The 22,496-nt window shown below is 73.6% G+C and carries 23 protein-coding genes; 14 read left to right on the top strand and 9 right to left on the bottom strand.

Going from position 1 to position 22,496, the window contains the following annotated elements; all coding sequences use genetic code 11:
- Positions 1-33: 33 nt before the first annotated feature.
- Positions 34-633 carry an NAD(P)H:quinone oxidoreductase gene (gene wrbA / locus ABL310_RS18865; RefSeq protein WP_349368540.1) on the bottom strand — a complete coding sequence of 200 codons (600 nt, stop codon included), beginning with the start codon at positions 631-633 and terminating at the stop codon, positions 34-36.
- Positions 634-784: 151 nt separating this feature from the next.
- Here wrbA and ABL310_RS18870 point away from each other — a divergent pair, with 151 nt between their 5' ends.
- Entirely contained in the window at positions 785-1,690 is a 906-nt protein-coding gene (locus ABL310_RS18870; protein ID WP_349368541.1) for a LysR family transcriptional regulator, read from the top strand.
- A gap of 1 nt (position 1,691) precedes the next feature.
- The gene (locus ABL310_RS18875; RefSeq protein ID WP_349368542.1) at positions 1,692-2,468 is read left to right on the top strand and encodes a DUF1499 domain-containing protein; all 777 of its coding nucleotides are present in this window, start codon (positions 1,692-1,694) and stop codon (positions 2,466-2,468) included.
- Between the two features lie 95 nt (positions 2,469-2,563).
- Here the strand turns inward: ABL310_RS18875 and ABL310_RS18880 are convergent, their stop codons facing one another.
- Together ABL310_RS18880 and ABL310_RS18885 are read right to left on the bottom strand one after the other, a co-directional pair.
- Complete coding sequence (locus tag ABL310_RS18880) at positions 2,564-3,337, bottom strand: glycerophosphodiester phosphodiesterase family protein (protein WP_349368543.1); 774 nt, start codon at positions 3,335-3,337, stop codon at positions 2,564-2,566.
- The gene (locus tag ABL310_RS18885) at positions 3,334-3,813 is read right to left on the bottom strand and encodes a RidA family protein (protein WP_349368544.1); all 480 of its coding nucleotides are present in this window, start codon (positions 3,811-3,813) and stop codon (positions 3,334-3,336) included. The genes ABL310_RS18880 and ABL310_RS18885 overlap by 4 nt, the downstream gene beginning before the upstream one ends.
- Positions 3,814-3,954: 141 nt before the next feature.
- Between ABL310_RS18885 and ABL310_RS18890 the strand changes: the two genes are divergently transcribed.
- The 6 genes from ABL310_RS18890 (at position 3,955) to ABL310_RS18915 (ending at position 10,923) form a co-directional block, all read left to right on the top strand.
- Positions 3,955-4,755, top strand: a complete 801-nt coding sequence (locus ABL310_RS18890; protein ID WP_349368545.1) for a cell envelope integrity EipB family protein — start codon at positions 3,955-3,957, stop codon at positions 4,753-4,755.
- Positions 4,756-5,059: 304 nt separating this feature from the next.
- Positions 5,060-6,496 (top strand): MATE family efflux transporter, encoded by a 1,437-nt coding sequence (locus tag ABL310_RS18895; protein ID WP_374730413.1) that lies wholly within the window; start codon positions 5,060-5,062, stop codon positions 6,494-6,496.
- A 75-nt stretch (positions 6,497-6,571) separates the two neighbouring features.
- A complete protein-coding gene (locus tag ABL310_RS18900; RefSeq protein ID WP_349368547.1) occupies positions 6,572-7,420 on the top strand; it encodes a chorismate mutase in 849 nt (282 codons plus the stop codon).
- Between the two features lie 201 nt (positions 7,421-7,621).
- Positions 7,622-8,779 carry a histidinol-phosphate transaminase gene (hisC, locus tag ABL310_RS18905; RefSeq protein ID WP_349368548.1) on the top strand — a complete coding sequence of 386 codons (1,158 nt, stop codon included), beginning with the start codon at positions 7,622-7,624 and terminating at the stop codon, positions 8,777-8,779.
- The gene (locus ABL310_RS18910) at positions 8,772-9,713 is read left to right on the top strand and encodes a prephenate/arogenate dehydrogenase family protein (protein WP_349368549.1); all 942 of its coding nucleotides are present in this window, start codon (positions 8,772-8,774) and stop codon (positions 9,711-9,713) included. The genes hisC and ABL310_RS18910 overlap by 8 nt, the downstream gene beginning before the upstream one ends.
- Before the next feature lie 37 nt (positions 9,714-9,750).
- Entirely contained in the window at positions 9,751-10,923 is a 1,173-nt protein-coding gene (locus ABL310_RS18915; protein WP_349368550.1) for a GTP-binding protein, read from the top strand.
- A 10-nt stretch (positions 10,924-10,933) separates the two neighbouring features.
- Here ABL310_RS18915 and ABL310_RS18920 read toward each other — a convergent pair whose 3' ends face one another.
- Positions 10,934-12,487 carry a fused MFS/spermidine synthase gene (locus ABL310_RS18920; RefSeq protein WP_349368551.1) on the bottom strand — a complete coding sequence of 518 codons (1,554 nt, stop codon included), beginning with the start codon at positions 12,485-12,487 and terminating at the stop codon, positions 10,934-10,936.
- 140 nt (positions 12,488-12,627) lie between these two features.
- On the opposite strand from ABL310_RS18920, the gene ABL310_RS18925 reads away from it, so the two are divergent.
- Complete coding sequence (locus ABL310_RS18925) at positions 12,628-13,647, top strand: GNAT family N-acetyltransferase (protein WP_349368552.1); 1,020 nt, start codon at positions 12,628-12,630, stop codon at positions 13,645-13,647.
- 60 nt (positions 13,648-13,707) lie between these two features.
- Here the strand turns inward: ABL310_RS18925 and ABL310_RS18930 are convergent, their stop codons facing one another.
- Positions 13,708-13,905 (bottom strand): KGG domain-containing protein, encoded by a 198-nt coding sequence (locus tag ABL310_RS18930; RefSeq protein WP_349368553.1) that lies wholly within the window; start codon positions 13,903-13,905, stop codon positions 13,708-13,710.
- A gap of 225 nt (positions 13,906-14,130) precedes the next feature.
- Between ABL310_RS18930 and ABL310_RS18935 the strand changes: the two genes are divergently transcribed.
- The gene (locus ABL310_RS18935) at positions 14,131-14,427 is read left to right on the top strand and encodes a glycine zipper domain-containing protein (RefSeq protein ID WP_349368554.1); all 297 of its coding nucleotides are present in this window, start codon (positions 14,131-14,133) and stop codon (positions 14,425-14,427) included.
- Positions 14,428-14,445: 18 nt separating this feature from the next.
- The gene (locus tag ABL310_RS18940) at positions 14,446-14,652 is read left to right on the top strand and encodes a hypothetical protein (RefSeq protein ID WP_349368555.1); all 207 of its coding nucleotides are present in this window, start codon (positions 14,446-14,448) and stop codon (positions 14,650-14,652) included.
- 4 nt (positions 14,653-14,656) lie between these two features.
- Here the strand turns inward: ABL310_RS18940 and ABL310_RS18945 are convergent, their stop codons facing one another.
- Positions 14,657-15,853, bottom strand: coding sequence for a multidrug effflux MFS transporter (locus ABL310_RS18945; protein WP_349368556.1), 1,197 nt, complete (start codon positions 15,851-15,853; stop codon positions 14,657-14,659).
- On the bottom strand, positions 15,850-16,782 hold the full coding sequence (locus ABL310_RS18950) for a DMT family transporter (RefSeq protein ID WP_349368557.1): 933 nt from the start codon (positions 16,780-16,782) through the stop codon (positions 15,850-15,852). Before ABL310_RS18950 ends, ABL310_RS18945 begins: the two co-directional genes overlap by 4 nt.
- A gap of 230 nt (positions 16,783-17,012) precedes the next feature.
- Between ABL310_RS18950 and ABL310_RS18955 the strand changes: the two genes are divergently transcribed.
- Positions 17,013-18,758, top strand: coding sequence for a methyl-accepting chemotaxis protein (locus ABL310_RS18955; RefSeq protein ID WP_349368558.1), 1,746 nt, complete (start codon positions 17,013-17,015; stop codon positions 18,756-18,758).
- Between the two features lie 40 nt (positions 18,759-18,798).
- Here the strand turns inward: ABL310_RS18955 and ABL310_RS18960 are convergent, their stop codons facing one another.
- Complete coding sequence (locus ABL310_RS18960) at positions 18,799-19,425, bottom strand: helix-turn-helix transcriptional regulator (protein WP_349368559.1); 627 nt, start codon at positions 19,423-19,425, stop codon at positions 18,799-18,801.
- A gap of 159 nt (positions 19,426-19,584) precedes the next feature.
- Between ABL310_RS18960 and ABL310_RS18965 the strand changes: the two genes are divergently transcribed.
- Positions 19,585-19,941 (top strand): DUF952 domain-containing protein, encoded by a 357-nt coding sequence (locus ABL310_RS18965; RefSeq protein ID WP_349368560.1) that lies wholly within the window; start codon positions 19,585-19,587, stop codon positions 19,939-19,941.
- Positions 19,938-21,023 carry a quinone-dependent dihydroorotate dehydrogenase gene (locus tag ABL310_RS18970; protein WP_349368561.1) on the top strand — a complete coding sequence of 362 codons (1,086 nt, stop codon included), beginning with the start codon at positions 19,938-19,940 and terminating at the stop codon, positions 21,021-21,023. The genes ABL310_RS18965 and ABL310_RS18970 overlap by 4 nt, the downstream gene beginning before the upstream one ends.
- 50 nt (positions 21,024-21,073) lie before the next feature.
- Here ABL310_RS18970 and ABL310_RS18975 read toward each other — a convergent pair whose 3' ends face one another.
- Positions 21,074-22,477, bottom strand: a complete 1,404-nt coding sequence (locus tag ABL310_RS18975) for an amidase (RefSeq protein ID WP_349368562.1) — start codon at positions 22,475-22,477, stop codon at positions 21,074-21,076.
- Between the last annotated feature and the right edge of the window lie 19 nt (positions 22,478-22,496).

Consider the following 22,496-nt stretch of genomic DNA (forward strand, 5'->3'; position numbering starts at 1 on the left):
TCCCGGGCGCCGAAGAGGTTTCATCCGCGCGCGTCAGCCGGCGAGCTTCGCGGCGATCTGCGCCACGTGGCGGCCCTGGTAGCGCGCGCCCTCGAGCTCTACGGCTGAGGGCTGGCGGGAGCCGTCGGCGCCGGCGATGGTGGAGGCGCCGTAGGGCGAGCCGCCCTTGATCTCGTCGAGACCCATCTGGCCCTGGAAGGCGTAGGGCAGGCCCACGATCACCATGCCCTGGTGCAGCAGCACCGTGTGGAAGGAGAGGATGGTCGATTCCTGGCCGCCGTGCTGGGTCGCGGAGGAGGTGAAGACCGAGCCCACCTTGCCGACGAGCTTGCCCTGCGCCCAGAGCCCGCCGGTCTGGTCGAGGAAGTTCTTCATCTGGGCGGGCATGTTGCCGAAGCGGGTCGGCGCGCCGAAGATCACCGCGTCGTAGTCGGCGAGCTCGCCCGGGGTCGCGACCGGCGCGGCCTGGTCGAGCTTGAAGCCGGAGGACTTCGCGATCTCGTCCGGCACCAGCTCGGGCACGCGCTTGACGTGCACCTCGGCGCCGGTCTCCTTCGCGCCCTCGGCGGCGGCGTGGGCCATCTGCTCGATATGGCCGTAGGTGGAATAGTACAGAACGAGGACCTTGGTCATCGCGGATCTCCTGGGCTGGTGCGGCGCGTCCGCGGGAAGCGGAGCGGATTTTCGGGAAAGCGCCTCGGGGCGCCGTGAGCGCGAAAATTGGGCTTTCCCTCACGCAACGCCAGAGCTATCCTTGGAAGAATAACTTTGCGCGGTCGCAAGCATGACGTTGAACGCCAATCAGCTCGCCTGGGACGATTTCCGCCTGGTGAAGATCATCGCCGAGGCGCGGGGCCTCACCGGCGCCGCCGCCGCGCTCGGCGTGAACCATTCCACCGTGTTCCGGCGTCTCGGCCAGCTCGAGACCGGGCTCGGCGTCAAGCTGTTCGACCGCCACCGCACCGGCTACGCGCTGACCACGGCGGGCGAGGAGATGTGCGCCATCGCCGAGCGGATGGACGAGGACATCAACGGCTTCGCCCGCAAGATCGCCGGCCAGGCGATCGCGCCGGCGGGCGAATTGCGGGTGACGACGAGCGATTCGCTCCTCGTCCACCTGCTGATGCCGATCCTCGCCGGCTTCCGGGAGCGCTATCCCGAGATCCGGCTCGATCTCGTCCTCGCCAACCAGGCGCTCAACCTGTCGAAGCGCGACGCGGACGTCGCTCTGCGCGCCACCGATTCGCCGCCGGAGACGCTGGTCGGCCGCCGGCTCGCGACGATCAGCTGGGCGCTCTACGCGCGGCGCGAGGACTTCCCCGATCCCGAGCCGCCCGATCTCGTCACGCTCTACGGCCGCGACTGGGTGACGCTCGGCGACAATCTCTCCGGCCTGAAGGTCGCCCGCTTCGTGCACGAGCACGTGGCGGCGGAGCGGATCGCGGCCAAGATCTCGACGGTGCTCGGCCTCGCGGAGGCGATCGAGACGGGGCTCGGCATCGGCGCCGCGCCCTGCCTGATCGGCGACGCGCGGCCCGGCCTGCGCCGGCTCTCCGACCCGCGCCCGGAATTCTCGGCGGGCTTGTGGCTGCTCACCCATCCGGACCTGCGGCGCTCGGCCCGCGTTCGCGTGTTCCTGGACTACGTGGCGGCGGAGATCGCGGCGCGGCGGGTCCTGATCGAGGGCTGAGATGCGTCGTCTCATCGTCGAGGACCCGATGTCGCGGCTCGCGACGTGGTCGCAGCGCGTCGGCTGGCTGGCGCTCGCGGTCTTCCTGCTGGCGGGCGTGCTGGTGCGGTGGCGCCGGGTGGAGCTGGAGCCGGGGCTCGTGGCGCTCGCGGCCGCCTGCGGGCTCGCGGGGCTCGCCGTGCTGCTCGCGCTCGGGGCCTTCGCCCGGATCTGGGTCGAGGGCCACAAGGGCTTCGGCCGCGCGGTGGGCGGTTTCCTGCTCGGGATCCTGGTCCTGGCCTACCCGGCCTTCGTCGCGGCGGGGACGCTCGCCGGCCCGCCGATGCTCGACGTGACGACCGACGCCGCCCGGGCGCCGGCCTTCTCCGCCTCGCGGCCGGCTGTCCAGGCCCGCGGCGGCTGGGTCGCGCCGCAGGTCCCGCCGGGCCTGCGCGAGAGCCAGCGCGCGGCCGCGCCGCGGCTCGACGGGCTCACGCTCGAGATGCCCGAGGACGCCGCCTTCGCGCTCGCCCGCGAGGCCGCGGAGGCGAGCGGCTTCACCATCGTCGAGGCCTCGGCGCCGGGCGGGCGCTCGGCGGCGGGGCGCATCGACGCGCGCGCCGACACGCTCGTGCTGCGCCTGCCGATCGAGCTCGCGATCCGGGTTCGGCCCACGCCCGCCGGCGCCCGCGTCGACGTGCGCGCGGTCTCCCGCGCGCCGCTCGTCGACATCGGCGGCCCGCAGGCGACGATCGAGCGCTATCTCCGGGAGATCGACGCGAGGGCGAGCCTGCTGTGAGGAGGGCTCGGAGGGAGTGCGGGGGGCTCCCCTTCCTCCGAGGGCTGACCGATGCACACGTCGCTTTTTGGGAGGGGGCGAGGCCCCGTCCGGCGTCACGCCGGGTCGAAGCCCTCGAACACGATCTGGTCGGCGTGCGTGCTCGCATGCGCCGCCGCGTCGGCGGTGCGGACGGTCCAGGCCATGACCGGCAGGCCGAGCGCGCGGCGGCACAGGTGGGGGGCGGCGCTGGGGAGGTCGGCGACGTGCCAGGAGAGGAAATGCGGGCGCGTCTCCTCCCAGTGCAGCAGGTTGGCGAAGGCGTGCTTCTGCGCCTCGGTGAGGTGGCGCCAGCCCTGGTGGACGTAGTGCGCCTCGGCGACGATCCCGCGCGGCAGGTGGGGCGCGCGCCGGCGCACCTCGGCGACCACCGCCGGATCGAAGGACTTCACCGCCACACGGCCGGAATAGCCGGACAGCACCTCCACCGTCCGGGCGGCCAGCGTCATGTCGCCGTCGAAGCGGCTCTTGATCTCGACGACGAGGGGCACGCGCCCGCCGATCGCCTCCAGCAGCGCCGCGAGCGAGGGCACGCGCTCCTCGCCCTCGGCGCCGGCGAGAGCCATGCCGGCCAGCGCGCGGGAGGGCGTCTCGCGCACGACGCCGTCGCGGCCCACGAGGCGCTCGAGCGTGTAGTCATGGAAGACCATCGCCTCGCCGTCGGCCGTGTCCTGCACGTCGCACTCGATGGAGAAGCCCCGCGCCGCGGCCGCGCGGGCGGCCGCGAGGGAATTCTCGATCACGCCCGCGGCACGGTCGTGCAGGCCGCGATGGGCGATGGGGCGCGCCGTCAGCCAGTCCGGCGCGGCGGCGAGAGGGGCGGCGCTCATCCGTGGGCCTTGACCTCGAACATGCCCTCGACCTCGACGGCCGCGTCCATCGGCAATTCGGCGACGCCGACCGTCGAGCGGGCATGGCGGCCGGCCTCGCCCATGGCCTCGACCATCAGGTCGGAGGCGCCGTTCATCACCTGCGCGATGGCGGCGAAATCGGGCCTGGCGTTGATGAAGCCGCCGAGGCGCACGCAGCGCACGACCTCGTCGAGATCGCCCACGGCGGCCTTGAGCTGGGCGATGAGGTTGAGCCCGCACAGCCGCGCCGCCGCCTGCCCCGCCTCCATCGACACCTCCCCGCCGAGCTTGCCGACGTGCTCGGGCGCGAGCTTGCCGTCGGCGGACAGGCAGATCTGGCCCGAGACGATCACCAGGTTCCCGGTGCGGACGTAGGGCACGTAGTTGGCGACGGGCGCCGCGGCCTGCGGCAGCGAGAGGCCCTTTGCGGCGAGACGGTCCTCGATCATGCTCATGCGGCGATCCTCCTCGAGCGGCGCGGCCCTGGCGCGCGGACGGCGCAAGCTCTGGCCGATCCGCGGGCGCGACGCAAGCGGGCGCATTGCGCCGCCGCCCGGGCGGTTCTACACAGGGCCCGTCTCAGGAGAGGTTGCGGCATGCGCGCGCTCGGTCCCGGTTCGGTCCTCACGGCTCTCGTCCTCCTCGCCGGCGGCCTCGCCGAAGCCTCGCCGCTGACGCCGCACCGCGCCGTCTACGATCTCGCGCTCGCGCCGGGATCGGAGACGCTGTCGTCGGCGCAGGGGCGCATCGCCATCGAGTTCTACGGCTCGCCCTGCGAGGGCTACACCACGCGGCTGCGACAGGTGACCGCGCTCCAGGGCCGGGAGACGCCGTCGCGCACGCTCGATTCGAACAGCGCCACCTTCGAGGAGGCGGACGCCTCGGTCCTGCGCTTCCGCTCCGAGACCCGCGCGGACGGAATCACGCTGGAGGAGGTCGAGGGCTCGGCCGAGCGGACCGACGGCGAGACGGTGATCGCGCTCGATCAGCCGGAGGACGCGAGGCTCGTGGTGGAGGGCGCGCCGATGTTCCCGACCCAGCACATCGTCGCCATGATCGAGACCGCGCAGGCGGGCGCGCCGCTCCTCGCGACGCGGGTCTACGACGGCACCGGCGACGGGCGGACGGTCTACGACACGCTGGCGATCCTCGGGCGCGCGCTGCCGGAGGGCGCGGCCGACGCCGTCGCCGCGCCGCTCGCGGACCTGGCGCGCTGGCCGGTGCGCCTGTCCTATTTCGAGCCGGGTCCCGGAGAGCGCACGCCGGCCTACGTGATCGGCTTCACGCTCTACGAGAACGGCGTCTCGAGCGACCTCGTCTTCGAGTTCGAGGACTTCACGCTGACGGGACGGCTGAGCGCGCTGGAGCTGCTCGAGGTGGTGGACTGCGCTTTGTGACGACGGAAGGGCCGGCGTCGCTGGCGATTGAACGCGGCCGACCCGGCCTGATACGTAGGCGCGCAAACGCGTCGGAAGCCCAACACTACGTTCTTGCATCCCGAACGATCACGTACTATCTTCGGAGTCGCCCCCACTTGAGCGTGGCGATCCGAAACACGCGACGAAGTCGCCTGCGCCGCCTGCGCGTCTTCGTCCTCGGCCGCTGACCCTCGGGCCCCGCGCCCCCTCCCCTCACATTCGCGATAGCCACGCCGGCCGCCGCGGCGTACAACGCCCGTCCCTTGGAAAGACGAGACCGATGATCCCCGCGAGCGAGGCGCTCACCACCGCGCCGCCCCGGGGGCAGGGGGCGTGGCGGCGCGAGACGATCGCGACGCTCGCGCTGTCCTGGCCCCTGATCCTGACCAACGTGGCGCAGACCGCGCTGCAGGCGACCGACGTCCTGATGCTCTCCTGGCTCTCGCCGGAGGCCCTGGCGGCGGGCGCGCTCGGCTCGAACCTGATGTTCGTGTGCTTCATCGCGGGGGTGGGGCTGTTCAGCGCGGTCTCGGCCATGATCGCCGCCGAGCGTGGGCGCAAGCGCCACGCGGTGCGCGAGGTGCGCCGCACGGTCCGCCAGGGCTTCTGGGCCGGGGCGGTGCTGGTCGTGCCGGCCTGGCTGCTCCTGTGGAACGCCCGCACCGTGCTCGGCTGGCTCGGGCAGGACCCGGTCCTCGCCGAGATGGCGGCGGGCTACGCGCGGGCCGTGATGTGGTGCCTGCTGCCGGCCTACTTCTATCTCACGCTGCGCAACTTCGTCGCCGCGCTGGAACGCCCGCTGCTGGCGCTGGTGGTCGGCCTCGCCGCGGTTGGCGTCAACGCCGCGCTGAACTGGGCGTTGATCTTCGGCAATTGGGGCGCGCCGATGCTGGGCCTCGTCGGCGCCGGCTGGGCGACGACGCTGACCAACGTCTTCCTGTTCGGCGCGCTGGCGCTGCTCGTGATCACGCACCGCAGGGCCCGGCGCTACCGCATCTTCGGCCGCTTCTGGCGCCCGGACTGGCCGCGCTTCTTCCAGCTCTGGCGGCTCGGCCTGCCGATCGCCGCGATCGTGCTGTTCGAGGTGACGATCTTCTCCGCCGCCGTCTTCCTGATGGGGCTGATCTCGACGGAGGCGCTGGCCGCCCACCAGATCGCGATCCAGATCGCCTCGCTCTCGTTCATGGTGCCGCTCGGGATCTCCATGGCGGCGACCGTGCGCGTCGGCCTCGCCTACGGCGCGGGCGACCACGCCGCGATCACGCGCGCCGGCTGGATCGCCTTCGGGCTCGGCGTCGGGTTCATGGCGGTGATGGCGCTGGTGATGATCGCGGCGCCGCGGCTCCTGATCTCCGCCTTCCTCGACGTCGGCGACCCCGCCAACGCCGTCATCGTCTCGCTGGCGGTGTCCTATCTCGCGCTGGCGGCCCTGTTCCAGGTGGTCGACGGCGCCCAGGCGGTGACGGCGGGCATGCTGCGCGGCCTGCACGACACCCGCGTGCCGATGTTCCTGGCGCTGACCGGCTATTGGCTGTTCGGCATGCCGCTCGCGGTGGGGCTCGGGTTCTACGCCGGCCTCGAGGGCGTCGGCATCTGGTTCGGCCTCGCCGGCGGGCTGGCGCTCACCGCGGTGCTGCTGGTGTGGCGGTGGATGGGGCGGGCGCGGCTCGGGTTGCTGCCGAAGCCGCGGGCGGCGGGGAGCGCACGCGCGGGTGCATGACCTAACGTCAGCCGCGCCCTTGCCCTCCCCCCGTACCCCGCCCATAGTGCGCCGCCTCAGGAGACCCGCGCCGCCATGCCCGACACCCCCGCCCCCATCGACCTCGCCTCCTTGCGCGGGGAGATCGACCGCATCGACGCCGAGATGCACGCGCTCCTGATGGAGCGAGGGGAGATCATCGAGCGGCTGATCGCGGTGAAGAAGACGAGCGAGTCCGGCTCGGCCTTCCGCCCCGGGCGCGAGACCGCGGTGATGAAGGCCATCGCCGAGCGCCATCGCGGGATCCTGCCGCTCGACACGGTGGAATCGATCTGGCGGGTGATCATCGGCACCTTCACCTGGGTCCAGGCGCCGTACTCCGTCCACGCCGACGTGTCCGGCGGGGACGCGCCGATGCGGGATTCGGCGCGCTTCCATTTCGGCTTCACGGTGCCCTACGTCCCCCACCAGGGCGCCGGGGCGGTGATCGCGGCGGTGGCGGCCTCGCGCGGGGATCTCGGCGTCTTCCGCATCGACCAGGGCGCCTCGGCGGGCGCCTGGTGGCGGCGCCTCGCGGGCGAGGGGGCGCCCAAGATCATCGCGCGCCTGCCCTTCATCGAGCGCCCCGACCACCCCGCCGGCACGCCGGTCTACGTGATCTCGAAGCCGCTCGCGGACGCCGCCGTGCGGGAAGTGGTGCTCCACGCCGTGCGCGTCGAGCGCTGGCGCGACGCCGCCGCCGACGCGGTGGCGACGCTCGGCGGCGAGATCGTCTGCACGACCGGGCTCGCGGGCGAGCTCTCGGCGCTGGTGGCGACGCCGGGCGCGGTCGAGCCCGCCGATCTCGTCGCCGCGCTGGAGGCGAGCCGGGCGCCGGTCTCGGAGATCGTCGAGGTCGGCAGCCACGCCGCGCGGCTCCAGCTGAAGGGCGGCGCGGTATCTTAGCGCGTGAAATCGTCGGCGCGATGCGCTAGAGCAGTGCCCGACCCGAGGCGATCGGGTCGGGCACCGCTCTAGATTCATCTTCGGAGCATGATCTCGTCCACCAACCGGATTCCACTCGGTGGGATCATGCTCTAGGTAACCCGGGTCCGGGGCGACGCCCGCGGGCGCATTCCGCAATCCCGGCCAGACGAGGCCAGACCGATGTCCGCGCAGACCGTTCTCTCCCCCGCCCTCGCCGAGGCGTCCCGTCCCGTCCCGCTCGCGCGCCCCGAGCCGCGCCCGGGCGTGCACGCGATCGAGGCCTACGTGCCGGGCAAGAGCGCGGTGCCGCCGGGCGTGACGCCCCACAAGCTCTCCTCGAACGAGAACCCGTTCGGCGCCTCGCCGAAGGCGATCGAGGCCGCGCGCGCGGCCACCGGCAAGCTCGCGGTCTATCCCGACGGCTCGGCGACGACGCTGCGCGAGGCGATCGCGCGGAAATACGGGCTCGACCCGAAGCGCATCGTCTGCGGCAACGGCTCGGACGAGCTGCTCGAGATGCTGGCCCAGGCCTATATCGGCCCCGGCGACGAGGGGATCTTCTGCGAGCACGGCTTCCTGGTCTACCGCATCGCCATCCTCACGGCGGGCGGCACGCCGGTCGTGGCGAAGGAGCGCGACCTGACGGCGGACGTCGACGCGATCCTCGCCTGCGTCACCGAACGCACCAGGATCGTCTTCCTGGCGAACCCGAACAACCCGACGGGCACCTACCTGCCCTTCGACGAGGTGCGCCGGCTGCACGCCGCGCTGCCGCCCCACGTTCTCCTCGTGCTCGACGCGGCCTATGCGGAATACGTGCGCCGCAACGACTACGCCTCGGGCCTCGAGCTCGCGCTCACCGCCGAGAACGTGGTGATGACGCGCACCTTCTCGAAGGTCTACGGCCTCGCGGCGCTCCGCCTCGGCTGGATGGTCGGCCCCGCGCACGTCATCGACGCGCTGGAGCGCATCCGCCCGCCCTTCAACGTCAATTCCGTCGCGCTGGCCGCCGGAGTCGCGGCGATCGAGGACGAGGCGTTCGTCTCCGAGTCGGTCGCGCACAACGAGGCCTGGCTCGAGATCGTCACCCGCGAGATCGCGGCGCTGGGGCTCGCGGTGACGCCGAGCGTCGGCAACTTCGTCGTCATCCACTTCCCCGCCGAGCCCGGCCGCTCGGCCAAGGACGCGGACGCCTTCCTCACCCGCCGCGGCCTGGTGCTGCGCCGGATCGAGAGCTACGGGCTGCCGAACGCGCTGCGCATGACGATCGGCACCGAGGCGGCGAACCGGCTGGTGCTCGCGGGCCTGCGCGACTTCCTGGAGGGGCGCGATGCCTGAGCGGCTCGGCGCCCCCCGCGAGGCGCCGCTGTTCCGGCGCCTCGCCATCGTCGGCATGGGGCTGATCGGGTCGTCCATCGCCCGCGCCGCCCGCCGGCAGAACCTCGCCGGCTCCGTCGTCGCCGCCGACCGCGACGAGGGCGTGTGCGCGCGGGTGCGCGATCTCGGCATCGCGGATGCCGTCACCGCCGACGCGGCCGAGGCCGCGCACGGGGCCGATTGCGTGATCCTCTGCGTGCCGGTGGGCGCCTGCGGGGCGGTGGCGAAGGCGATCGCGCCGGCGCTGGAGCCGGGGGCGATCGTCTCCGACGTCGGCTCGGTGAAGGGCGCGGTGATGGCCCAGGTCGAGCCGCACCTGCCGAAGGGCGTGCAGTTCGTGCCGGCCCATCCGGTGGCGGGCACGGAGGATTCCGGCCCCGAAGCCGGCTTCGCCACGCTCTTCGCCGGGCGCTGGGCGATCCTCACGCCGGCCTACGGCACGGACCCGCAGGCGGTCGAGGCCGTGCGCGCGCTGTGGGAGGGCATGGGCTCGGCGGTCGAGATCATGTCGGCGCCCCACCACGATCTCGTGCTCGCCATCACGAGCCACGTGCCCCACCTCATCGCCTACAACATCGTCGGCACGGCGGCGGATCTCGAGCGCGTCACCCGCTCGGAGGTGATCAAGTTCTCCGCCGGCGGCTTCCGCGACTTCACCCGCATCGCCGCCTCCGACCCGACCATGTGGCGCGACGTCTTCCTCAACAACAAGGAAGCCGTGCTCGAGATGCTGCAGCGGTTCAACGAGGACCTCTCCGCGCTCGCCCGCGCCATCCGCTGGGACGACGGCGAGGCGCTCTACGAGCTGTTCACCCGCACCCGCGCCATCCGCCGCGGCATCGTCTCGGAAGGCCAGGACGCGCCGGCGCCGGATTTCGGGCGCCCGCGGGAGTGAGCCTTCCCGAGCTCCTCGCCAGACAACGAGGCCCCGCATGACCCGCCGCCCCGACCCGATCCCGCTCGACGTTCTCACCGGCTTCCTCGGCGCCGGCAAGACCACGCTGCTCAACCGGCTCCTCCAGGACGAGGCGCTGGCGGACACGGTCGTGATCATGAACGAGTTCGGCGAGGTGGGGCTCGACCATCTCCTGGTCGAGACGGTGGACGAGGGCATGGTGCTGCTCTCGGCGGGCTGCCTGTGCTGCACCGTGCGCGGCGATCTCGTCGCCACGCTCGAGGACCTGCTGCGCAAGCGCGACAACGGGCGGATCATGCCGTTCCGGCGCGTGATCGTCGAGACGACGGGCCTCGCCGACCCCGCGCCGATCCTGCACGCGGTGCTCTACCACCCCTACCTGAAGCTGCGCTACGCGGTGGAGGGCGTCGTCACCGTCGTCGACGCGGTGAACGGGGCGGCGACCCTCGACGCGCACGAGGAGGCCGTGCGCCAGGCGGCGGTGGCCGACGCGATCGTGATCACCAAGGGCGACCTCGCCGGCGCCGAGACCGTCGCCGCGCTGAAGGGTCGCCTCGCGGCGCTCGCGCCCGGCGCGCGCCTGCACGAGGCGGTGGAGGGCGCGATCCCGGCGGGGGCCCTGTTCGGGCGCGGCCTCTTCGACCTCTCCGGCAAGCCGGCGGACGTCGCCGCCTGGCTCTCGGCCGAGGGCGTGGCGGAGGCCGAGGCGAAGGCGCACGCGGCCCAGCACGGGGACCATCACGATCACGATCATCACGGCCACGGCCACGATCATCACCATCACCACCACGACCCCAACCGCCACGACGCCGCGATCCGCGCCTTCTGCCTGACCGCCGACGAGCCGGTGCCGCAGCGCGCGCTCGACCTCTTCCTCGACATGCTGCGCGCGACGCAGGGACCGAAGCTCCTGCGCATGAAGGGGATCGTCCAGCTGGCGGAGAGCCCGGAGAGGCCCGTCGTGATCCACGGCGTCCAGCACGTGCTCCACGTCCCCGCCGTGCTCGACGCCTGGCCGAGCGCGGACCGCCGCACCCGGATCGTCCTGATCGTCAAGGACCTCGACAAGGCCTATGTCGAGAGCCTCTGGGCCGCCTTCCGCTCCCAGCCGGCGCTCGACACGCCCGACCGGGCGGCGATGGCGGACAACCCTCTGGGGCTCCTGCCGGGGATGAAGGCGGGGCGGTGAAAGCGCGCGCTCAATACCACTGCGCCGGCACCGGGAACACCGACGGCGCGGGCGTCGCGAGCGCGATCGACAGCGCGAAATCGTTGCTCCAGTCCGTGAGCGGGGCGACGTCCGCGAGGTCGGCCGGCGTCACGAGCTCGGGCGCGAGCCGGCGGCTCTCGCGGGAGAAGAGGTCGCGCGGGTAGTCGCCGATGACGAGCGTGGGCGCGTTCCGGGCCGGGACGCCGGCGAGGAGGATGCGGTTGCGCCGTCCCCCGGCGCCGGGCGTCTCCTCGTAGACCGCGACCGCTCCGTCTGTCGCGGCCGCGATCGCGGCGAGGAGCCGGCGCGTCGGGCGGGTATCCAGCGGCGGCACCACGGCGTTGACGACGAGGGCGCCGCCCTCGCGCAGGCAGCCGGCGGCGGCGGCGAAGGTCTCGCGCACCACGAGATGCTCGGGGATCTCGAGCCCGCTGAAGACGTCGACCAGCATGGCGTCGTAGCCGCGCGCGCAGCCCTCGAGGAAGAGCCGCGCGTCGGCGACCACCACCTCCACATCGGGCGCGAGATCGAACCAGCGCTCCGCCACCGCTCCCGCCGCCGGGTTCACGTCCACCGCCGTGACGGCGAAGCCCGCCCGGGCGAGATCGCTCGCGATCACGCCGCCGGCGAGGCCGAGCACCAGCACGCGCCCGCCGGGCGGGGTCGTCGCCGCGACGGCGGCCTCGGTCATGGCGGCGTAGGAGAGCGGGCGGCCGGGCAGATCGCGGCCGAGCGCGCTCTGGACCTGGTTCTCCTCGAGATAGACGCGCACGACGCCTTCGCTCCCGGGCCGGGTGACGTCGGCGACGACGATCGTCGCGTGCGGGCTGCGCTCGGTGGCGACATGGGCGACGCGGTAGGGGCCGAGCGCCACCGTTTCCGGGGCGACCACGAGCGAGGCGCCGGCGAGCGCCGCCGCGCCGAGCGCGCCCGGCAGGACGAGGACGAGGCCGGCGGTCTCGCGCAGGCCGCGCGCGCTCGCCACCGAGACGGCGATCAGCGCGAGCGCCAGCACGGCGAGGGTCGCGGGCGGCGCCATGAAGGGCAGGAGCAGGAAGGCCGCGACGAACACGCCGACGACGGACCCCACGGTCGAGACCGCGAAGACCTCGCCCGCGCCGGAATCGCCCTCCCCCGTGCGGATCAGGGCGATGCCGAGCGGGCCCATGGCGCTGAGCAGCACGAGCGCGGGGGCGAGCACCAGGGTCACGCCGACGAAGGCGCCGGTCAGCGCGCCGCCGATGGCGAGCTGCGGCAGCAGGAGCGGATAGAGCGCCGCGGTGAGGCCGAGCACCGCGCCGGCGAGCGCCGGGATGCGCACGAAACGCCGGCGCGCGTCCGCCGCCGACCAGCGCGAGCCGAGATGATAGCCGTAGGCGAGGGCGAGCAGCGTCACCGAGAGGATCGCCGTCCAGACCGTGAGCCCGCCGCCGACATAGGGCGTGAGCAGGCGCGAGGCGATCAGCTCGAGGGCGAGCGTCGCCGCGCCCGTGACGAACAGGGCGGCGAAGACGAGGAGGCGGGGGGCGGGGTCGCGGGGCACGGCCCCTTCTAGCCCGCGGCGGCGAGGCGGGTCCAGCGCGGGCGCCTCTGGCATGGTTTCTGAAAGGTGAACGCGCGAAGGCCGTTTCGAACGATCCCGCGTTCCGGAACGGCACAGAGCGATGTCACGAAGGATCGGTCATGTTCGCGTTCTCGTCCGCCGGCGCTCCAAACCTGTCCCTGATCCCGGGCGGCGGCCGCCGCCGCGTGACGCCGCCGCCGCCTCTGCCGCGCTTTAAGGCCGACGATTGCGAGATCGAGGTGCGCGGCGCGCTCGACCTCGACGCCGCCGCGCCGGCCTGGGCGGGCCTCGCCAAGCGCGCACTCGCGCCGAGCCCGTTCTGCGAGCACGCCTTCCTGGCCGCCGCCGCGCGGCACCTGCCCGAGGGCCGGCATCTCGACGCGCTGCTCGTCTGGCGCGGGGAGACGCTGATCGGCGTCGCGCCGGTGGTCGGCCCGCGGCTCGGCGCGCCGCTGCGCCGGCTCGCGCCCTGGCGGGCCGACCTCTTGCCCGCGGCGACGCCGCTGATCGACCGCGACGCGGCGCCGCGCGCGCTGGGGGCGCTGCTCGCCTTCGCCGGAGAGCGGCGGGTTCCCCTGATCCTGGGGGACGTGCCGGCGGGCTCGGCGCTCGCGGAGGCGCTGGTCGAGAAGGGGCTGCGGGTCCTCACGCCGCCGCGGACGCCCACGCCCGATCCGGCGCCGGAGGCCCCGGCGGCGGCCGGGCTCGACGTCGCGGTGGCGCGGAGCGCGGGGGAGATTCGCGATGCGGTGGAGATCTTCCTCGCGCTCGATGCGGAGACGGCGCGCGCCCGGCGCGCGCTGGCGCTGGTTCAGGACCCGGGGCGGGCGAACCTCGTGCGCACGGCGACGCGCCGCGCCGCGCGGGAGAAGGCCTGCCGCGTCCACGTGGCGCGGCGGGACGGACGGCCGGTGGCGGCGATCGTGGTCGCGCGCGGCATGATCTGGCTGTCGGCGGAAGCCGCGGACGCGCCGGGCGCGGTCGCGGCGCTCGTCGCGCGCGCGCGGGTCGCGCCGGCGCCGCCCTGCGCCGACTGGACCAGCGCGCCGCCGCCCTCGGCGCGCCGGCCCGGGGCCCGTGCCGCGGAGCTGGTCGCCGCCGCGCGGCGTCTGCTCTCGCCGCTCTCGCGGGCGTCCTGAGGGTGGGACGGAACGGGCCGCCGCGCCGGCGGCCCTTTCCCGGTCACGCCTCGGCCGCGCTCACGCGGGCTCGGTGGGGCGGTGCACCGTGGAGGCCTGGCCTCCCTTGCGCCCCGCTTCCGAAGCGAGTTCCCGGTTCTGCGAGAAGGAGCGCTTGGACGCGGGCACGCTCTGCCCGCCCTTGCTCGCGATCTCCCTCTGCTTCTCCGGGCTCATCGATGCGAAGCCGCGTTTGGACGCCGACTTGCCGTTCGCCATTTTCGCCTCCTCGGGCCTTTGCTTGGACGCGGTTCTAACCGACAGGCTCACGCCGGGTTCCCGCGGGCTTCCCGCCTGCGGATCGCGCCCTAGCTGCGCGCGGCGCGCGCGCATCGGGCGCAGGCGCGCCGGGACGCCGCCGGGACGCGACGCCGCGGCGGGGAACCGCTTCCTCCCGGCGCTCGTTCGGCTCTTTCGACAGCGTTTCCATCGAGGAGTCCTGCAATGACCCGTTCCGACCTCCTGATTTGGCCGACCCGCCTCGCCGCCGCCGCGCTCGTGGCCGGATCGCTCGCGGCCTGCACGCAATACAACCGGACTGCGACGACCGGCGCGCTGATCGGCGGGGCCTCGGGCGCCGCGATCGGAGCGTCGGTATCGGACGACGAGGTGGAAGGCGCGCTCGTCGGCGGCGCGCTCGGCGCGGCGGGCGGCGCGGTGGTGGGCCGCAGCCTCGACCGCGACGAGGTCGTCTGCGAGTACGATCCGGTCTATCGTCGGGACGTCTGCTACCGCTACTGAGCCTGGGAGCACGCCGCCATGACGAACAAGGACATGGTGAAGTCGGTCGACCCGAAGAAGGCCAAGGCCCCGGACGCCGACCGCGCCAAGGAGCATCACGAGGAGACGACGCCGCGCACCGATCTCGCCGGAGAGCAGTTTCCCGAGAAGCGGGACCCCGAGGATTCGCCGCAGCTCAAGCCGATGATCAACGCCCGCAAGAAGCCGGGGCTGCGCCGGGAGTGACGCCTCACGCGGCGGGGCGCGGCCGCGCGGACTCCGCGCGCCGCGCCGCGAGGCAGGCGAGAAAGCCGATCAGCGTGCAGCCGAGCATGATCACGACGAGCGCCGGCGCCCAGCGCACGACGAGATCGCCCACGACGAAGGCCGCGAGCGCGCCGGTGCCGAGCTGAGCGGCGCCGGCGAGGCCCGCGGCCGTGCCGGCGAGATTCGGCCGCACCGAGAGGGCGGCGGCGGTCGCCCCCGGGATGGTGAGCCCGTTCGCGACCGCGTTCAGCATCAGCGGCAGGAACAGCGTCGCCGGGACCCACGGGCCGACGAGGGCGAAGCCGAGCGCGATGCCGGTCGAGAGCACCGAGAACCCGGTCCCCCACAGCACCAGCCGCTCCGTGCCGATCCGCCGGCCGAAGCGCCCGGTGAGGAAGTTGCCGAGCATGTAGCCGCCGGCGCTGAGGATGAAGTACGCGCCGTAGACGTCGGCCGTGCGCCCCATCGTCTCCACGACGACGAAGGGCGCGCCGGCGATGAAGCCGAAGAAGGCCGCCGAGGTGAAGGACAAGGCGGCGGTGTAGGCGATGAACAGCCGGTCGGCGAGGAGCGCCGGGAAGCCGCGGATCGTGGCCAGCATGGAGGAGGCCGCCCCGCGCGGGGCCGTCTCGAACAGGAGCAGCGCCGCCGCGACGCCGACCCCGGCCGCGAGGATCGCGGTCGCGACGAAGATCGCCCGCCAGCCGAAGCTCTCGTCGAGAAAGCCGCCGAAGAGCGGCGCGATCATCGGCGAGATCACCATGGCCATGGTGATGTAGCCGATCAGGCTCGCGCTCTCGTCCTTGGAGGCCGTGTCGCGCACCACCGCGCGGGCGAGCGCGAAGCAGGTGCCGCCGCCCGCCGCCTGGATGGCGCGGGCGACGAGCAGCGTCTCGATGCCGTCGGCGACGGCGCCGAGGAGCGACCCCATCAGGAAGAGCGCCGCGCCCGCGAGGATGACGGGGCGACGCCCGATCCGGTCCGAGATCGGGCCGACGAAGAGCTGCGTCGCGGCCACGGTGACGAGATAGATCGTGAGCGTCAGCTGCACCGTGGCGTAATCGACCCCGAGCGCCCGGGAGAGGCCCGGCGTCGCCGGCGCGAGCACGTTGAGCGCGAAGGGCTGCAGGGTCGAGATCGCGACGAGGATGGCGAGCGGTGGGCGGCGGGGCGCGGTCATGCCGTCTCCCCGCGTTCCACCGACGGCGTCGGCGCGGCCAGCGCCTCGCGCTGGCGCACCCGCTCGCGCCACCAGGCGTAGAGACCGGCGCCGACGACGAGGGCGAAGCCGGTGAGCGCCACGGGATCGGGGAAGTCCCCGAAGAGCGCGAGGCCGACGACGAGCGCGAGCAGCACGGACGAATAGCGGAACGGCGAGACGACGGAGATGTCCGCCCGGCGAAAAGCCGTCACCACCGCGATGTTGGCGGCCGTGACGAGCAGGGCGGCGCCCACCAGGATCAGCGTCTCGGCCCGCCAGACCGGCGTCCACGCCTGGCCCGTCGCCCAGCCGAGCACGAAGCCCATGATCCCGACGGTCAGCGTCGTGCCGAAGGCGACCACGATCGAGGGCGTGTCGGCGTGGATCAGCCGGGTGAACAGGTCGCGCACCGCCATCAGCGCCGCCGCGCCCAGCGCCAGGAGCGCGCTCGCGTCGAAGCCGGCGGGGCCCGGGCGCACGATCAGCAGCACGCCGCCGAAGCCGACCAGGATCGCCGCCCAGCGCCGCCAGCCCACGCGCTCCAGCCCGAACACGACGAGGATCGCCGTGACGAGGATCGGCGTCGCGTTGAGGATGGCCGTGACGTTGGCGAGCGGGGCCGTGGCGAGGGCCGTGATGAACAAGAAGGCCACCGCGGATTCGATCAGGGCGCGGCCGAGCACGAAGGGCTGCGCCAGGCGCGTCAGCCGGCGCCCCTCCCCCATCGCCAGCACGAGGCCGAGACCGAGCGCGGCCGCGAAGACGCCGCGCACGGCCATCATCTGGCTGGTGGGGAAGAAGGCGCTGGCGAGCTTCATCAGCGCGTCGTTGAGCACGAACAGGCCCATGCCGACGAGCATCGCGAGGATGCCGCGCGTGTTGTCCGACGATGTGGCCGAGGCGAGCAAGGAAACGATCCGTGACATGGCGGCGCGGATGCGCCCCGCCTCCAGTTAAGGCGCGCCGCCGCGCGCGTCGAGCGTGCGCCGCGACGAAATGAGCGCTTCCGGGCTGCGCGTCTCGCCACGACCGGACGGGGCCGGGCTCGTGCGCGCATGCCCGGATCCCCAGGGCGGTTAAGCCCGCTTTAAAAGTCTTGCGCGACGGTGCGGAAACTCTGACACGTGCGAGGTCACCCGTGCTCGGATTCAAGAAGCCTCTCGGAAACGCCGCCGCCGCCCCCGTCGCCGCTGCCGAGGCGTCGGCTCCCGAGGAGCCGAAGGCCGCCGCCGCCGCTCTCGACGGCGAGATCGTCGACGTCCTCGAGGCGGACGTCCTGCGCGCCATCGGGTCGGTGGGCGCGGCCATCGCCGACGCCAGCGCCGCGGCGAGCGCCGCCAAGGACGAGCTCGCCCGCATCGGCGAGGAGATGCACGGCTTCGCCGGGGCGAGCGACGCCGCCCGCGAGGAGACCCGCGCCCTCGCCACCGCCACCGGCGAGCTCGCCGGCACGGTGGAGGCGATCAACTCCGCGATGGACAAGGCCGACGGCCGGATCGGCGACGCCGTCGGCTTCGCGCGCGACGCCAACCAGCTGATCGCGGCGCTCTCGCAGGCGACCCAGGAGATCGTCACGATCGTGGACACGATCGCGGCCGTGGCGCGCCAGACCAACCTGCTCGCGCTCAACGCGACGATCGAGGCCGCCCGCGCCGGCCAGGCGGGGAAGGGCTTCGCGGTCGTCGCGGCCGAGGTCAAGGCGCTCTCGGTCGAGACAGGCAACGCCGCCGGCGACATCCGCACCCGCATCGACGCCCTGCGCGGCAGCGCGCTCTCGTCGATCGACGCGGTCGAGCGGGTCGCGGGCGCCATCGAGGAGGTCCAGCCCGTGTTCCAGACCGTGCGCGACACGGTCGGCGACCAGAACCGCTCCATCGAGGAGGTGGCGCGCCGCGCGGCGCAGGCCTCCGAGAGCGTCGGAGAGGTCGGCGAGCGGGCCCGCGGCATCGAGCGCGCCGCCGAGGACGCGAGCGTGCGCGCCGAGGAGGCCCGCGCCAGCGCCGCGCGCGCCGACGAGGGCGCCAAGGGCCTCGCCCGGCGCTTCACCGCCGTGGTGCGCCAGAGCGAGATGGGCGATCGTCGCGCCCACGACCGCTTCCCCGTGGAGCGTCGCGCCCGCCTCTCCGGCGCCGGCGCGGACGCCGTGACCAAGACGATCGATCTGTCGCTCGGCGGCGCGCTGGTCGCGGCGCCGGCGCGCCATGCGCTCTCCGGCGGCGCGCGGGTGACCCTCGATATCGAAGGCGTCGGCGAGGCGCCGGCCAGGGTCGCGGCCGTCAGCGCCATGGGCGTGCATTGCGCCTTCGAGAACCCCAGTTCCGCCGTGCAGGCGCGCATCGCCGAGGCGGTCTCGGCCGTCGAGGCGCAGTTCCGGCCGCTGATCGACCGGGCCCGCGAGGCCGCGGCCGAGGTCTCGGCCGCCATGGAGGAGACCCTGCGCACGGGTCGGCTCTCCCGCGAGGACCTGTTCGACGTCGACTACCAGCCGATCCCGGGCACGAACCCGCAGCAATTCGAGACGCGGGCGCGCCCGATCCTCTCGCAGATCCTGCCCGGCATCCTCGAGCCGCTGCTCGCCACGGACAAGCGCATGGCGTTCTGCCTCGCGATCGACCGCAACGGCTACATCCCGGTCCACAACAAGATCTATTCGCAGCCCCAGCGCACGGACGACCCGGTCTGGAACGCCGCGAATTGCCGCGACCGCCGCATCTTCGACGACCGCGCCGGCATCGCCGCCGCGCGCTCGACGCGGCCCTTCCTCGTCCAGGCCTATTCGCGCGACATGGGCGGCGGCAAGATGGTGATGATGCAGGAGGTCGACGCCCCGATCCGCGTCGACGGCCGCCATTGGGGCGGCTTCCGCACGGCCTACAAGCTCTGAGGCGGCGCGCCCCGGCCGGATCGGCGCGGCCCGCTCACGGCTATTGCTTGCACCACATGATGCGCGCGATCCAGGCCACGTCCGTGACCGGGACGCTGACCTCGCCGTCCTCCGTCAGCGCCTTGAGCTCGACGGTTCGCACGGTCTTGCGCACGAGCTCGTGCGCGCCGACCGCGCCCTCGGCGTCGCGCATCAGCAGGCGATCGCCCTTGCGCAGGCCCGCGCTGGGCGAGACGATGAGCACGTCCCCGTCGCGGTAGACCGGCTCGAACGTATCGCCCGAGACCTCGACGGCGAAGACCTTCTCCGCGCCCGTGTCGGGGAACTCGATCTCGTCCCAGCGCGCCCCCTCGGGCATGCCGTCCTCGGCGAACAGCGGCGCGGCGCCGGCGTCGCGCCAGCCGACCAGCGGCACGGTGGCGCCGCGATGCGCCTCCCCCGGCTCGATCAGGCCGACGAACTCGTCGAGGCTGGCGCCCGTGGCGTTGAGCACCTTGGCGAGGGACTCGGTGGAGGGCCAGCGCTCGCGCCCGTCGGGGCTGACGCGCTTGGACTTGTTGAAGCTGGTCGCGTCGAGGCCGGCTCGCCGCGCCAGGCCGGACGCGGTCAGGCCGTAGCGTTCCGCCAACCGGTCGATCGCCATCCAGATCTGGCCATGCGTGAGCATGAGACGCCTCGTTGCTGTGACCGCAAACCCAACCCTAGGAAATGACCCGGGCCTATGGGACAGACAAACGTTCGGGGCAAGCCCGGTTCCATCGCCGGCTTGCGAGCCGGGCCGCGCCGGCCTAAAGCTCCGGCGATCCGACCCCTGCAGGAGCCCGTCATGACCCTGGTCTACAAGATCGCCCCGCGCCCGCTCTGGGAGGCCGCCCGGGCCGCGGGCGTGTTCGAGGGCGCGCCGGTGGACCTCGCCGACGGCTTCATCCACTTCTCCACCGCCGAGCAGGCCCGGGAGACGGCGGAAAAGCACTTCGCCGGGCAGGACGATCTCCTCCTCGTCGCCGTCGATGCGGCGGCGCTCGGGGAGGCGCTGAAATGGGAGCCCTCCCGCGGAGGGGCGCTGTTCCCCCATCTGTACGGGCCGCTGCCGCTCTCGGCCGCGCTCTGGGCGAAGCCGCTTCCGGCGACGCCGGAGGGCGGGCACGATTTCACCGGCCTCCTTCCGGACGCCGACGGATGATCGGCGGCGCGTTCCCGCTGGTCCGGCCTTTCCTGCACCGGCTCGACCCGGAAGCGGCGCACCAGCTGACGATCCGCTCGCTCGCCATGGCGCCGGCCCTGACGCCGGCGAGGGACGACGCGCGGCTGTCGGTCGCGGCCATGGGGCTCTCGTTCCCCAACCCGGTCGGCCTCGCGGCGGGCTACGACAAGCAGTGCGAGGTGCCCGACCAGCTGCTCGCGCTCGGCTTCGGCTTCGTCGAGCTCGGCGGGGTCACGCCGCGGCCGCAGCCCGGCAACCCGCGCCCGCGGGTCTTCCGCCTCGCCGCCGACGGGGCGGTGATCAACCGCTTCGGGCTCAATTCGGACGGCCTGTCGCGCTGCCGCGAGCGGCTGCGGCGGCGCAAGGGGCGGCCCGGGATCGTCGGCGTCAACCTGGGCGCGAACAAGGACAGCGCGGACCGCATCGCGGACTACGCGACGCTGGTCGCCGGCCTGTGCGGGCTCGCGGATTTCCTGACGATCAACGTCTCCTCGCCGAACACGCCGGGCCTGCGCGACCTGCAGGGCGAGGCCTTTCTCGACGCGCTCCTCGCCCGCGCGGTGGAGGCCCGCGACCGGGCCGACGAGGCGGCGGGGACGCGCACGCGGCTCCTGCTCAAGATCGCGCCCGATCTCGCGCTCGACGCGCTCGACGCCATGACCGCGACGGCGACGACGCGCGGGCTCGACGGGCTGATCGTCTCGAACACCACCATCGCGCGCCCGGACACGCTGCGCGAGGCCGCGCTCGGCGCGGAGACCGGCGGCCTCTCCGGGCGCCCGCTCTTTTCGCTCTCGACACGCATGCTGGCGCAGGCGCGGCTGCGGGTCGGCGAGGCGATGCCGCTGATCGGGGTCGGCGGGGTGGATTGCGCAGAGGCCGCCTGGACCAAGATCGAGGCCGGCGCCTCGCTGGTGCAGCTCTACACGGCCCTGATCTACGAGGGCCCGGGGCTGATCCCCTCGATCAAGGAGGGGATCCTCGCGCGCCTGACGGCAGAGGGGCTCGACGGGCTCGCGCCGGTGGTCGGCCGGCGCGCGGCCGAGATCGCGCAGGGCTGACGCCGGCGTCGGCGGAAGCCGCCGGCTTCCGGCGCCTGCGCGAATCCGGCTCAGCCCACGGTCGGCCAGGCCTTCTGCGGGCCGCGCATGCGCTCGTAGGCGGCGGCGGCGCGCAGCACCGCCATGTCGTCGAAGCGCGGGCCGACGATCTGGAGGCCGATCGGCAGGCCCGACGCCGTGTAGCCGGCGTTCACCGAGATCGCCGGCTGCTCCGACATGTTGAACGCCACCGTGAAGCCGATGTGCTCGAAGGGCCGGCGCCAGTCGTTCACGGGCGAGGCCCAGTCCGCCGGATAGGTCGGCATCGGCGCCACCGGCGAGAGCAGGAGGTCGTAGGGCGCGGTGGCGGCGAGCGCCGCCTTGCGCATGGCGTCGATCTGCGAGAATCCGTGATAGACCTCCGCGCCGGTGAGCGAGCGCCCGCTCTCGGCCCAGGCGTGGATGTAGGGCAGGATCGCCTCGCGCTTCTCCTTCGGCAGCGGCGCGACGTCGGACCAGGCGCGGGCGCGCCAGAAGCGGTCGAGCCCGTCGAGCATCTCGCGGGTGAGGAAGGGCCCGGCCTCCTCGACGACCGCGCCGGCGGCGGCGAAGGCGCCGGCCGCGCGCTCGATCGCCGCGCGCACCTCCGGCTCCACGGGCGCGCCGACGCCGCACTCGAGAACGAGCCCGATGCGCAGGCCGTCGACGTCGGACTCGAGGTCGAGCCAGGGGAGATCGGCCGGCGGCAGGCTCATCGTGTCGCGCGGGTCGGGGCGCGAGAGCACGCTCATGAACAGGGCCGTATCCGCCACTGTGCGGGTCATCGGTCCGGCGACGCGTCCGAGATAGGGCGGGTCCACCGGCACGCGGCCGAAGCTCGGCTTGAAGCCGACGACGCCGCACCAGCCCGCCGGCAGGCGGATCGAGCCGCCGATATCGGTGCCGATATGCAGCGGTCCGTAGCCCGCCGCCGCCGCCGTTCCCGCGCCGGCGGAGGAGCCGCCGGGGTTGAGGTCGGTGTTCCACGGGTTGCGCGCGAGCGGGTGGAAGCTCGAGAGGCCCGACGAGAGCATGCCGTAATCCGGCATCGTGGTCTTGGCCAGGATCACCCCGCCCGCCTCGCGGGTGCGCGCCGAGGCCGGCGCGTCGACGGGCGCGGGCGCGAGGTCGCGCGCCGCGGTGCCGAGCGGCACCGGATCGCCCTTGGTGGCGAGGTTGTCCTTGATCGTCACCGGCACGCCGTCGATCGGCCCCGCGGGCTCGCCCTTGGCCCAGCGCGCCTCGGAGGCCTGCGCCATGGCCCGCGCGCGCTCGGGATCGAAGGCGTAGAGCGCGTGCAGCACGGGCTCGGACGCATCGATGCGCGCGATCACGGCGTCCGTCACCTCGACGGGCGAGATCCGGCGGTCGCGATAGGCGGCGACGAGGTCGAGGGCGCCGAGATCGGCGAGGCTGGTGTCGGGGCGGGCGGTCATGAGCGGTCCTTTTCTTCGT

The organism is Salinarimonas sp. (assembly GCF_040111675.1).
Taxonomy (GTDB): domain Bacteria; phylum Pseudomonadota; class Alphaproteobacteria; order Rhizobiales; family Beijerinckiaceae; genus Salinarimonas.